This is a genomic window from Streptosporangium minutum, assembly GCF_002149035.1.
Taxonomy (GTDB): domain Bacteria; phylum Actinomycetota; class Actinomycetes; order Streptosporangiales; family Streptosporangiaceae; genus Streptosporangium; species Streptosporangium minutum.
Genome location: NZ_NGFP01000109.1, coordinates 18,878 through 29,776, shown reverse-complemented (window position 1 = coordinate 29,776; position 10,899 = coordinate 18,878). Strand labels below are relative to the sequence as shown.

The 10,899-nt window shown below is 67.6% G+C and carries 14 protein-coding genes and 1 pseudogene; 7 read left to right on the top strand and 8 right to left on the bottom strand.

From position 1 onward, the window contains the following. Positions 1 to 51: 51 nt before the first annotated feature. Positions 52 to 252 (bottom strand): hypothetical protein, encoded by a 201-nt coding sequence (locus tag CA984_RS23035; RefSeq protein ID WP_086575644.1) that lies wholly within the window; start codon positions 250 to 252, stop codon positions 52 to 54. Between the two features lie 408 nt (positions 253 to 660). On the opposite strand from CA984_RS23035, the gene CA984_RS23030 reads away from it, so the two are divergent. After that, on the top strand, positions 661 to 1,470 hold the full coding sequence (locus tag CA984_RS23030) for a pentapeptide repeat-containing protein (RefSeq protein ID WP_165781373.1): 810 nt from the start codon (positions 661 to 663) through the stop codon (positions 1,468 to 1,470). Here the strand turns inward: CA984_RS23030 and CA984_RS23025 are convergent. Beyond that, positions 1,436 to 1,849 (bottom strand): hypothetical protein, encoded by a 414-nt coding sequence (locus tag CA984_RS23025; RefSeq protein ID WP_133061752.1) that lies wholly within the window; start codon positions 1,847 to 1,849, stop codon positions 1,436 to 1,438. The two genes, CA984_RS23030 and CA984_RS23025, sit on opposite strands and share 35 nt — an antisense overlap. A 166-nt stretch (positions 1,850 to 2,015) precedes the next feature. Beyond that, positions 2,016 to 2,837 carry a nitroreductase/quinone reductase family protein gene (locus CA984_RS23020; protein WP_086575641.1) on the bottom strand — a complete coding sequence of 274 codons (822 nt, stop codon included), beginning with the start codon at positions 2,835 to 2,837 and terminating at the stop codon, positions 2,016 to 2,018. Positions 2,838 to 3,263: 426 nt separating this feature from the next. Here CA984_RS23020 and CA984_RS23015 point away from each other — a divergent pair, with 426 nt between their 5' ends. Next, positions 3,264 to 3,656, top strand: coding sequence for a ribonuclease E inhibitor RraB (locus CA984_RS23015; protein ID WP_165781372.1), 393 nt, complete (start codon positions 3,264 to 3,266; stop codon positions 3,654 to 3,656). A 365-nt stretch (positions 3,657 to 4,021) separates the two neighbouring features. On the opposite strand, the gene CA984_RS23005 is transcribed toward CA984_RS23015, so the two are convergent. The 4 genes from CA984_RS23005 to CA984_RS22985 form a co-directional block, all read right to left on the bottom strand. After that, positions 4,022 to 4,828, bottom strand: a complete 807-nt coding sequence (locus CA984_RS23005; RefSeq protein ID WP_086575638.1) for a neutral zinc metallopeptidase — start codon at positions 4,826 to 4,828, stop codon at positions 4,022 to 4,024. A gap of 11 nt (positions 4,829 to 4,839) precedes the next feature. Continuing rightward, the gene (locus tag CA984_RS48095) at positions 4,840 to 5,259 is read right to left on the bottom strand and encodes a DUF6204 family protein (RefSeq protein WP_242676119.1); all 420 of its coding nucleotides are present in this window, start codon (positions 5,257 to 5,259) and stop codon (positions 4,840 to 4,842) included. Next, a complete protein-coding gene (locus CA984_RS22995; protein ID WP_086575637.1) occupies positions 5,247 to 5,474 on the bottom strand; it encodes a hypothetical protein in 228 nt (75 codons plus the stop codon). The genes CA984_RS48095 and CA984_RS22995 overlap by 13 nt, the downstream gene beginning before the upstream one ends. Before the next feature lie 243 nt (positions 5,475 to 5,717). After that, positions 5,718 to 6,176, bottom strand: a complete 459-nt coding sequence (locus CA984_RS22985) for a MarR family winged helix-turn-helix transcriptional regulator (RefSeq protein WP_086575636.1) — start codon at positions 6,174 to 6,176, stop codon at positions 5,718 to 5,720. 94 nt (positions 6,177 to 6,270) lie between these two features. Here CA984_RS22985 and wrbA point away from each other — a divergent pair, with 94 nt between their 5' ends. From wrbA to CA984_RS49320, 3 genes and pseudogenes are all read left to right on the top strand, one after another. Next, a complete protein-coding gene (gene wrbA / locus CA984_RS22980; RefSeq protein ID WP_086575635.1) occupies positions 6,271 to 6,948 on the top strand; it encodes an NAD(P)H:quinone oxidoreductase in 678 nt (225 codons plus the stop codon). Positions 6,949 to 6,992: 44 nt separating this feature from the next. Further along, positions 6,993 to 8,429 carry an MFS transporter gene (locus CA984_RS22975; protein ID WP_086575634.1) on the top strand — a complete coding sequence of 479 codons (1,437 nt, stop codon included), beginning with the start codon at positions 6,993 to 6,995 and terminating at the stop codon, positions 8,427 to 8,429. Beyond that, positions 8,341 to 8,748 (top strand): annotated as a pseudogene (locus CA984_RS49320) (MBL fold metallo-hydrolase); the annotation flags it as partial. The gene CA984_RS22975 and the pseudogene CA984_RS49320, both read left to right, overlap by 89 nt. A gap of 305 nt (positions 8,749 to 9,053) precedes the next feature. On the opposite strand, the gene CA984_RS22965 reads toward CA984_RS49320, so the two are convergent. After that, positions 9,054 to 9,341, bottom strand: a complete 288-nt coding sequence (locus tag CA984_RS22965; RefSeq protein ID WP_165781371.1) for a transposase — start codon at positions 9,339 to 9,341, stop codon at positions 9,054 to 9,056. A gap of 163 nt (positions 9,342 to 9,504) precedes the next feature. Here CA984_RS22965 and CA984_RS45550 point away from each other — a divergent pair, with 163 nt between their 5' ends. Then, positions 9,505 to 10,200 carry a hypothetical protein gene (locus CA984_RS45550; protein WP_133061750.1) on the top strand — a complete coding sequence of 232 codons (696 nt, stop codon included), beginning with the start codon at positions 9,505 to 9,507 and terminating at the stop codon, positions 10,198 to 10,200. 408 nt (positions 10,201 to 10,608) lie between these two features. Continuing rightward, complete coding sequence (locus CA984_RS22955) at positions 10,609 to 10,857, top strand: hypothetical protein (RefSeq protein ID WP_242676118.1); 249 nt, start codon at positions 10,609 to 10,611, stop codon at positions 10,855 to 10,857. Positions 10,858 to 10,899 lie beyond the last annotated feature (42 nt).

The following is a 10,899-nucleotide window of genomic DNA, read 5'->3' as shown; positions in this document are numbered from 1 at the left end:
GTCTTGCGGGGATGAGGGGACTCGAGTCGGGGGTTGCGGCGGGGCGCGGTCCTACTTCTGGGCGCAGAGTGTGGCGTCGAGGGCAGCGTTGGCCCGCTCGGCGCCGGCTTCCGTGCCGGGCAGCGCGGTCACGGCGATCGTGGCCGACCGGCCGTCCTCGGTGACGCCGTTACGGGTCTCGTAACCGTGGATGTCGCCGCCGTGGCCCCACCTGTGGCCGCCGCCTGCCCGCCGGGAGATCCGCGACGACATCCACGGAGCCTTCCTCGAACTCGGCTGCGCCTTGCCCCACTGGCGCGGCTCATTGCGTCGGCAACCCTCAGCCCTACGCCGGCCGGTTTCCCTGCCGGCTTCCCGTCCTCATGGGGAGCCGGTCGTCAGGTGACGCGGGACGTGGCCTCACCGGCTCGTAGCTTCCTGGCGGCCACACCGGGCGCAAGGGCATCGGCCCCACGTATCACTCGGCCGGCTGTTTGTCGGTTCGGGCTGCGAGACTCCGCGCATGCATGATCTCGTACTCTCAGCGGACGCCACCGCAGCCGGTCCTCTCGCTGCGGTGAGACGCTCCGCGGACACGCGTCCCGGTCCCAGCCGCAGGCGGCCGACGTGAGCGCGTTCGGGCAGTTCAGCCCCCAGGCGGGCCCAGAAGGGTCGCCACCTGTGTGGATCGCTCGCGGAGAGCTCCGCGACCAGCGATTCGGCCTGCCCGCCGGAGTGTCCAGCGTGACCTTCGACCGGGCACGGCTGGTGAATGTGGACTTCTCCGGAACGCGGTTCGCCGGCTTCAACGCCCACGGTAGCGAGTTCGAAAGTTGCGACTTCTCCGGCGCAGTCTTCGAACAACTGTCGATGGGCACCACCCGCATGGGAGGGCGCTGGGACGGCACGGGCTGGCCGCAGTCCGTCTTCCGTGACTGCGTGTTCCGGCGCACCCGCTTCGCGCCGTTCGTCTTCTTCGGTAACGTCCGGTTTGAAAGGTGCCTGTTCGACCACTCTCGCCTGAGGGATCAGACGTGCACGTTCGAAGCCGAGTTCGTCGACTGCGTCTTCCGCGGCCGCGTGCGGAACATCAACTTCTGGGGACGCCCGACCGACCACCAGGCCGCGCTGGGCAGGGACCGCAATGACTTCACCGGCAACGACTTCACCGGCGCGGAGCTCGACTACGTCGCCTTCCACCACATCGACCTTCAGGCCCAGCGCCTGCCTGGGCTGCCCGGTTACGCGCTCCTCGACCGGATCAGCGAGCGGGTGGAGGCGACGCTGCCCCTGGTGGAGCGCTGGCCCGACGCACGTCACCGGGAGGAGGCCGGCTTCAGTCTGGAGTTCCTCGCGGACAGAGCCCTGGAGCAGAACGACGATCAGGCACTGGTGAGCCCTCTGGACATGGGGCGGAAACTCCCGCCCGCGCTCCGCGAGGAGCTGTTCGAGGCGTTCAGGCGCACGCCCAGCGATACATCCCCTGGTTGAGCCGTACCGCCTCGCGGGCCAGGCCTCGCAGGGCCATGACGCGTTCGACCTCGAACTCGTCGAGTAGTTCCTCCTCGGCGTACTCGCGCAGCCGCGCGTCGTCCACGGCGGCGAGCGCGGCGATGGTCTCGGGTGCCATCCGCTCCACGCTCGCCGATTCACCGTCGTGCACCACGACCTCGCTGTCCCCGAACTCGCTGAGGTCACGTCCGCTGAGCTCCGCGGCCAGCGTGTCGGGCTCGTCGAGCCATCCCTTGCAGTCGACGTACGGCAGGTCCGCGGCCCCCGGCCCGCCGGGCAGGGCCGATCGGGCAGCCTGCTCGGAGTCCGCCGTGAAGTAGTCGACGAGAACACCCATGGCGACCACTTTACCGATCATGCCCACACCGGATGTCGCCTGAGAGCGAGAAGGCCCGGCTCCATGATCCGGAACCGGGCCTTTCGATCTTGTGGGGTGTTCACGAGTACGGCGGCGCTCTGTATTCAGAGGGACAAAGAAGATCGCTTCCCGACTGTTCCGAGATCGTTTCCCGACTCCTCGGACTTCAGGCGAGGTCGAGAATCGGGATCAGTTGCTCCTCCTCATACGTCAGGTGCGCTTCGAGCTCGTCGACGAGCCGCTCGATCTCGGCCCGCACCTTCAGCGGATCCTCACCGGAAAGGGCCTGCTTCAGTTCTTCCAGAAGTACGGCGATGCGCGTGTGCTCCTTGGCCAGCCGCTCCAGGGTCGGAGCGAGCGAGGGATGCTGCTCGGCCAGGCCGGGGAACATCATGGTGTCCTCGCCCGTGTGGTGATGATGCAGGCCCTGGCAGACGGTCAGGCAGTTGATCCGGAGCTGCGCACCCAGGCCCGGCCGTCCCGAATCGGACAGCTCCTTGCGGATCAGCGCGAGTTCGCGGCGGAAGCCGTCGTGCACCAGCTTGAGGTACGCACCGCCCGACGGTGCGCCATCCCGGGGCGGACCAGTCACGCGGAGTGCGACGACCGGGATGGTGCGCGCCGTCTTGGCCTGGTAGTCGGCCCAGCCAGAGTCGCCTTCCACCGCGCGGGCGAACGCCACGTCACGCTCGGCGCCCTCCAGGACCTCCGCCTCGACATCGAAGATGAAGACGCCGGTCTCCACGGTGGCGCGCGGGTTGGCCTTCAGGTTGTAGTACCAGGCCGGGTTGTTCGGCGCTCCCCCGGCGGAGGCGATGACCAGCATGCGCCCGGCGCCGTCGGGCAGATAGACGAGCGGAGTTGTGCGCGGCTTGCCCGAGCGGGCGCCCGTGGTGGTGAGCAGGAGCAGTCTCGCTCCCTCGAAATAGCCACCGACCCGGCCGTTGTTGGCGCGGAACTCGTCGATGACCTGCTTGTTGAAATCCATTCTTCTCCATTGGTGGTTCCTGCTGTGCCGTACTGAATGGAGAAGAAGACGGCGGGCCGCGGGCCCACCCGGCGCTCAAGCGTCAGCCGGGCTGCTCTCTGGTGCGTGGCCCAAGGCCGACCCGGCAGTCACGCGGGTCACGCTACTTCATCAAGATATTTCCCGCCAAAGTGGCATACCTGCGTACCGATGATCTCCAGGAGGGCGGATGCCCCGCCGACCCCGGAGCCAAGAGACGTGGCTCCGTCGATGAGGGCACTGAGTCCCCGCGCACGCCTGCCCTGCCGAGGCGCTGTGCCGACGCGCTCAGGCTCCACCGTGAGCGTCAGGACGTGGCCAAGCGGGCGGCCGGTGACGGCCGGCAGGACCGGCTTTTCCCGGACTCACTATGATCACCAACCCGGACAAAAATACGAAGGATGTCGCATGTGGCCGTTCCGGAGAAAGAAGCATGAGCAAGTCGATCTGGAGGAGCGGTCACCAGAGCTTGGGATCAAGTACAAGGACCTGATGGTGATGCATCAGCTCACCAAGGCAGGAGCTGATCTTGACCAGCCTCGTCATGTGACCTTCTATCTGTACGCCCCGACCCTCGATGCCGCCCAGAGCATCGCCAAGGAGGCCAACGGCGCCGGCTACGGCCTGCGTCCCGAGGTCGGGAAGCCTTCCCCGAAGTATCCGGACAGCTGGCCGGTGACCTGTGAAACGACCGCGGTGATCTCGCCTGACTTCGTGCGGGAGACGGGCAACCTGTTCGACGACCTGGCGGCTCGGTATCAAGCCGAGTACGACGGTTGGGGAGCTGCAGCCACCCCGTAAGGCGCAGTCATCCAGTCAGTCACCCCGCAGCGCAGAAGGCCGCTCCCGATCTCTCGGAAGCGGCCTCTGCCCCTGGTGGAGCCTCTGACCCTGGTGGAGATGAGTGGATTCGAACCCCTGCCCCCTTCGGTGCGAAGCCATTTCCCTCGGGCTTGGAGCCTGGCCTATGCACTGCTTGAGCTGCGCGGCGATCCCTCCGTCGTCCGTGACCGTCCGTGACTGTCCGGCCCCGTCCGTGGCCGTTGTCACCCGGTTGGTCACGCAGCCCTCCACCGGCCAGTTCTCCCGGTGGACCGCCTGCGGCAGGGGCAGCACCCGCCGCTCATCTTGCAGTACAGCCCACGATTTCCCTGGAGAAGCGGTCGTCAGGCGACGCGGGAAGCCGGCGAGGCCCAAGTGTTGCACGCGGCCGAGGACGCAGCGGCAAATCCCTTCCGCAGCCAGGCAACCCGGTTCTTCCCGGTGCCGTGACTGCGCTCCTTTTTGAGATCGTCATCACCGCTGCGCCTGTAGAGGTCCACGACCTCCTTCCAGTCCTCGTCCTGGTAGCCCTGCGAGGCCCAGATGCCGCCCATGAACGCCGCCCCCAGACAGTCGGCCTGCAACTCCAGGCGACGGCTCTGCGCCAGTGCTTGAGCCTTGGTGCGAGCCGGCATCTTCTGGTAGGCGGTCGACATACCGGTGAGATTCTGAACGTGGTGGGCGTACTCATGCGCGATCAGGTGTAGCAGCACCGGGTCAGCCGGATCCACGACGGCATAATCCTTGATCAGGATCACCAACTGTCGCTCGTCGGTGCAGTAACGACCGGTGACGTTCTTACCCCAGGCCGACCCGCACGCACGGCTGGGCTTGGACATGAACCGGATCTTCGGTTTCCTGAACGGCAGACCGGCCTTCTTCAACTGCACGGACCATGAGGCGTTCAAGCAGTCCAACATCGCGGTCAGGTGCTTTTTAACTGCGGTGACGCTGCCGGTGTCCTCCGGTTGGCGGCCGCAGGGCACCGTCAGCGTGCCGCTGCGGTACAGCGGATTGTGGGTCAACGCCTTGGTGCCGGTGGGCATCGGCGCAGCAACAGCACCGGTGGGACCAGTACCGGCGTGGGCGGTGCCGGTGAGCAGCAGACCGGCCAAAGCCCCGGCCAGCAGGGCGATACGGGGGGTACGCATGATGCCAAACTCTACAGAAGCGGCAATACGAGCAAACAGGTATTTTCTTCTCGCTGTACCAGCCCGCCGACGGCCGCGTTCGGGCGGTGGTCGCCGACTTCTACAACGCCGCTGAGCGCCTGATCAACAAGCCGACGGCCTGGCGAGGCATCGCCACCCGTCTTGATGTCGCGCATGTCCGTCACCGCGGTGCGAAGGATCCGGTACCGCTGGCCGTAAGCGTCCAATGCCGCGATCGCCCGTCCCGTGGCCTCGTTCTCGCCCTCGCCGGGGCCCGCGGGGAGCCGGCAGCGGAAGGTGAAGGCCGAGAGGCTCCCGTCGTGGGTGAACGTGCCCGCCTCGGTGAACGCGATGCCATCCGCCGCGAGGATCGCGTCGCGTCCGGAGTCGGTCAGCGCGCCGAACGTGCCGGAGATGATCACTCTGAACACGACTGGTCCTTCCGTACGGCATCTGAACACGGCTGGTCCTTCCGTACGGCATAGGTGAGGACGCGTTCGCCGAGCAGGCTCTCGACGACGTCGAGGAGATCCAGCACCGCCTCGGCGATCACGTCGGGGCGCTCCCCCGCCGCGGTGCGGGCGTCCTCGACGGCGGCGGCTTCGGCCCGGCCGATCCCGCGTTGGACCTGGTCTGCGCCTGGCATCTGCTGCGGTCACCTCCACGAGAGGTGCTGCGGCGGACGTTGGCCTGCGACGACCTGGAGTGGGAGCGCGGCAAGGCCTGAGCCTTCGTCCAGGCGATGGGCGTCGTCTGGTACTACGTCGACAGCAATCCGCCGATGAGCGCGATGGGGCGCCGGACACTCGACCACATCGAGGCATCTGCCTCGTGATTCCGCCCGTCCGCGTCACAGCGGGCGCCCATGCCGGCGTTCTGGGCCCATGGATCACCCGGCGTCGCGGCGACTGTGAGGGCGCCGGGTGTCGACGTTGCACGTCAGGGTCTTGAGGAGGCCGGGTAGCTCCGCCACCGTTTCGGTGGTCAGTCCGGCGAGGGTCTCCTGCGCCAGGGCGCACCACAGCTGCTTGACCTTCTCGGTCAGGGCTCTGCCGCCGTCGGTGAGTTCGACGACGGTGGCGCGCTGGTCATCGGGAGCGGGGCTGCGCCGGATGTGACCGGCCGCTTCGAGCTTGCGGGCCATGAGGGTGACGCTGGGCCGTTCGACGCTGAGCGCCTCGCTGAGCTGGGCCTGGATCATCGGGCCGGTACGGGCGAGTTCGAGCAGGAGCGCCTCCTGGCCGGGGTGCAGCCCGAGGGGGGCCAGCAGTTCGGCGGTCCTGGCGCGGTGGCGCAGGCTCAGCAGCCGGATGGCCTGGTTGACGGCGTCGGCTTGGTCGAAGTCCACGAGCACTCCTCTTGACAAGTTCGTTAGGCGGATAACTATTATGCGAATAACGTTATTCGCATAACTAATTCTACGCAACCATCAGGGAGCCGACATGACCGCGAAGGTCGCCGTCATCTACTACAGCGCCACGGGCACCGTGCACGCCCTCGCCCAGGCCGTTGCCGAAGGCGCCGCCTCGACCGGGGCCCAGGTGCGGCTGCGGCGGGTCGCCGAGCTGGCGCCCGACAGCGCCATCGCCCAGAACCCGCAGTGGCGGCGGCACGCCGACGCCACCACGTCGATCACTCAGGCCGCTGTCGAGGACCTGGCCTGGGCCGACGCGTTCGCGTTCGGGACGCCGACCCGGTTCGGCACGCCGGCCGCGCAGCTCAAGCAGTTCATCGACCAGACCGGCGGGCTGTGGCAGGAAGGCCGCCTGGCCGACAAGCCGGTGACGGCCTTCACCTCGGCGTACAACCGGCACGGCGGCAGCGAGGCCACGATCCTGTCGCTGAGCAACGTCTTCTACCACTGGGGTGCGCTGATCGTCCCGTCCGGGTTCACCGACCCGACCGTGTACGCCGCCGGCGGCAACCCCTACGGCGTCTCCGCTGTGACCGGGCCCACCGGGGACGACGTCGGGAGCGCGGCGCTGGACGCCGCTCGCTACCAGGGACAGCGGCTGGCCCAGATCACGATCCGGTTGCTGACGGGCAGCCACGCCACCGCCAACGACGGAGACGACAACACCCGCGCGGCCGAACTCGAAACGACCTCCCGGACCGCGTGAGCGGCACCGTCACCTCGACCTCATCCCGCCCTCAGGAGACCTCTATGACCTCACGACTATCCGCGCCCCCCATGATCAGCGGCCAGGCCAAAGCACGAACCGGCCCCACGTGGATGATCCTGGTGCTGGTGTGCGCCTGCCAGTTCATGGTGATCCTGGACTCCTCCATCGTGAACGTCGCGCTGCCCTCGATCGACCGGGACCTCGGCTTCACAGCCGCCGGCCTGGCCTGGGTGGTGAACGGCTACCTGCTCACCTTCGCCGGCTTCATGCTGCTGGGCGGCCGCGCCGCCGACCTGTTCGGCCAGCGCCGGGCCCTGACCGCCGGGCTGGTGCTGTTCTGCGCCGCAAGCCTGGTCGCCGGCTTGGCGACCCTTCCCGGAGTCCTGGTGACCGCCCGCGTCGCACAAGGTGTGGGAGCCGCGCTGCTGGCCCCGGCGACGCTGGCCGTGATCAACACCAGCTTCACCGAGAGCGGCCAGCGGGCCCGCGCGTTCGGCGCGTGGTCGGCCGCGGGCGGAGTCGGCGGCATGGCCGGCGCCGTCGCGGGCGGCGCCCTCACCACCGGACTGTCCTGGCGGTGGGTCTTCCTGATCAACGTGCCGATCGGCGTGGCACTGATCGCCACCGCCATGAGGGCGCTGCCCGGCACCCGAACCGCCCGGCGGGAAACCCTCGACATCGTGGGCGGGGTCACCGGCACGGCGGGGCTGGCCGCACTGATCTACGGGATCATGCACAGCACCGACCACGGCTGGACGTCCGCGCCGGTCCTCGGGCCGGCCGTGGCGGGTCTGCTCCTGCTCGCCGTCTTCATCGTGGTGGAGGCACGTTTCGCCACCCACCCGATGATGCCGCTGCGGTTGCTGCGCATCCGGGGGGTGGCCGTCGGTAATGGCATGCTGCTGCTGTTCGGCGGGATCGCCATTGCGATGTGGTACTTCACCGCGCTGTTCCTGCAGAACGTCCTCGGCTACGGCGCGCTTCAAGCCGGGCTCGGGCAGACCCCCGCGGCGGTGATGTTCATGGTGGTCGCGCGATCGGGCGCCGCCCTGCTGCCACGCGCCGGCGTACGACCCTTGATCCTCGCCGGCAGCGCCTGCTTCGTGGCCGGGTTCGGCTGGCTCGCCCAGGCCCACGCCGACAGCGCCTACCTCACCGGAATTCTAGGGCCCACCCTGCTCATCGCCACCGGCATCGGGCTGACCTTCCCCACCCTGATGGCCGCCACCACCGCCGACGTACCCGGCCGCGACGCGGGAATCCTCGGCGGTCTGGCCCAGACCGCCAGCCAGGCAGGCGGATCGCTCGGCCTGGCGGTGCTCGTCACCGCCGCCACCCAGACGGCGGCCGGCGAAAGTTCCCCGGCTGCCCTCGCCGCCGGCTACGACCGTGTCTTCCTCATCGCGGCCGGAATCGGACTGGCCATCGCAGCGGCCGGCCTCCTGCTGCCACGGCACCGGCCCACGACGCCCGGCTGAACGAAGGCGCCCGCACCGGCCCCAACCTCTCAACAGCCTTCAGGAGAAAGCCCATGAAACTCGCACCCCACCTGTACCGCCTCGTAACGATCTCGTGGCGTGCTACCTCGTCGACACCGCCGATGGCATCACACTCATCGACGCGGGACTGCCCGGCCACTGGCGGGATCTGCAGCGCGAACTCCGCTCCCCGGACAAGTCCGTCGACGACATCCGCGGACTCGTGCTGACCCACGGCGACTCCGACCACATCGGCTTCGCCGAACGCCTGCGAAGCGAACATGGCGTTCCGGTGTTCGTGCATGCCGCCGACGCGGCACGTCCTCACGGGCCGTGCAGGCCCGCAGCTCGCGCCCTTCACCGACGCCCCTGCCACAGCCCTGTCTTCCCTGAACCGGCTCGCCGGGCTGTCGGCATCGTGTGTACTTCCGGGACCCGGCGCCCCCTGGCACACCTCACCGGCCCAGATGAGCGAGGCGGTCAGGAAGTGCTGGAGCGGGGCCGGCACCCGCACGCCCGGCTGGCCAACCCAGTCTTTGTAACCCCATCTGGAGATGTTCACCACCCGGCAGGCCACCGCGACAGGAAAGTCCTCATCGGCGAGTTCACGGACCAGCGCGTACCCTATTTTGGGAGCACGCTCTCCTGGGAGAAATACGCAGTCGCCCGCTTGAGGATCTCATTCTCCGGCTCAAGCTGCCGGGTTCGACGCCGCAGATCGGAGAGTTCCTTCTTCTCCACACTGGTCAGCTTCGCAGCGCCGTTGTCATCGGTGTCGGCCTGGCGCATCCAACTCCGCAGACAGGAATCGCTGATACTCCGGTCTTCAGCAAAGACAGAGACCGGTTTGTCGCCCTTACGGGCAAGCTCGACGGCACGCTGACGGAACTCGATCGGGTGAGCTGCGGGCACGAAGCACTTCCTTCCCATCCGACACAGGGACAACTCAGGTGAGGTGACCGTGCTACGGGGGGAAGCTCAGATCAGCAAATCACCGTGTGATGCGTCTGTGCAGGGCCTGTGAAGATTTCGCCCACAACCCCTAGAGACGGATTCTGGGATCTACCCTTCTGCCATGCCTCTGGCGACAAGGGGCTTCATGCGCTCCCCGATTTTCAGTGCCACGCGCCCTCCCTTGGAGACCGAGAAAAAGATGACACAAGCTCCCCGGGCGCCGGCTCGTTCCCAGGCCGGGCTCGCCGCGATGATTCGCCTCGCCATGGTCGTTGTGCTGGGAGTTTCACTCGCCGGATGCTCAGCTGTCGCCCACGTGACCGGCCTGGACTGTATCGGTGATCCAGCGGATGGTGAATGGGGGAAGCAGGCCCAGCAGGAGTCTGTCCTGTACAGCTCTCCGGCTGACGCCACTCCGGACGGCAGCGACAGACAGGAGGGCATGTATGTCTCACCAGCCTGTATGGACGACAACCGCGTCGCCGAGGTAGGACGGATTTACAAATTCACCGGCTCCCCATTTGCGATCGCGACCCACTACAAGAAGGAGGCACAGGCCAACGGATGGCGTCTGACCGAGGACGGAACCGAACATCTCGTCCATCGAGGCCGTTCGACGGAGAAGTGGCCATCCGACTCATGTTTCTCGAAGAATCTCGGCAAGTTCACCGCGGACTTCCAGCTCATGTTCGACTACTGGTCCTTAGATGTGGCCAACGATCCGGCCACCAAGAAGTACTGGGTCGAGATCTCCTTCTCCCCCGCCGGAGGAAACTGCCAAAGCATTCCGAGAGACAAACGAACCCGGCATGGCTAGCCATGTTTCTGTGCCATCCCGCACGCTTGCCCCGCCCTGATCACCTCGTACGCCGTCGACCCACCGCGGAGCGGCAGCGGGCCGGGGACGGAGGGCAGGCCCGGCCCAGCGTGTACGTCAGCCGGCCGCCGTTCCTCGATCATTGGATGTCATCCCGCACGGCCGGGCTTGCCCCGGAGGAGTAGGTCTGCTGGGCTTGCCTGGGTCGACGGCGTACGAGGCGATCGGCCCCAGCCACCCCCACAACCTGAGCTCTTGCTCGGCGATCACCTCGGGGCCGGAGTACCCCCCGCCGAAGGCATGCTTTTGACCTTCACCGTCTGCTCGCCGTACGGCTGTCGCGTCGCCGTACTCCGTATGGCCTGCTGGTCATTTCCCCGCGTCACTCTGCCTGGCGTCCGGTGTGCAGTGGCGGTCGGCCGGGACCGGCCCGAAGAGGCCGCCGCGCTGGTGTCTGTACGGGCGATCCCCTCGGAAACCCCCGGCGTCGCCATCGTCGCCTCACAAGATGGCCAGTGGTACCGGGCGCGCTCCTTCTACGTCTCCGAGGCCACCGCCGAGTACGCCGCTCACCATCATGCCCACCTGGCCCCGTCGTGGGCCGAGGTCATGGCTCCTCGCATCGGTGACACCGTACGGGACCTGCACGCGGCCTGATCTCACCTCCCCGCGGCCCGGTATGAGCCCTGACCACGCCAT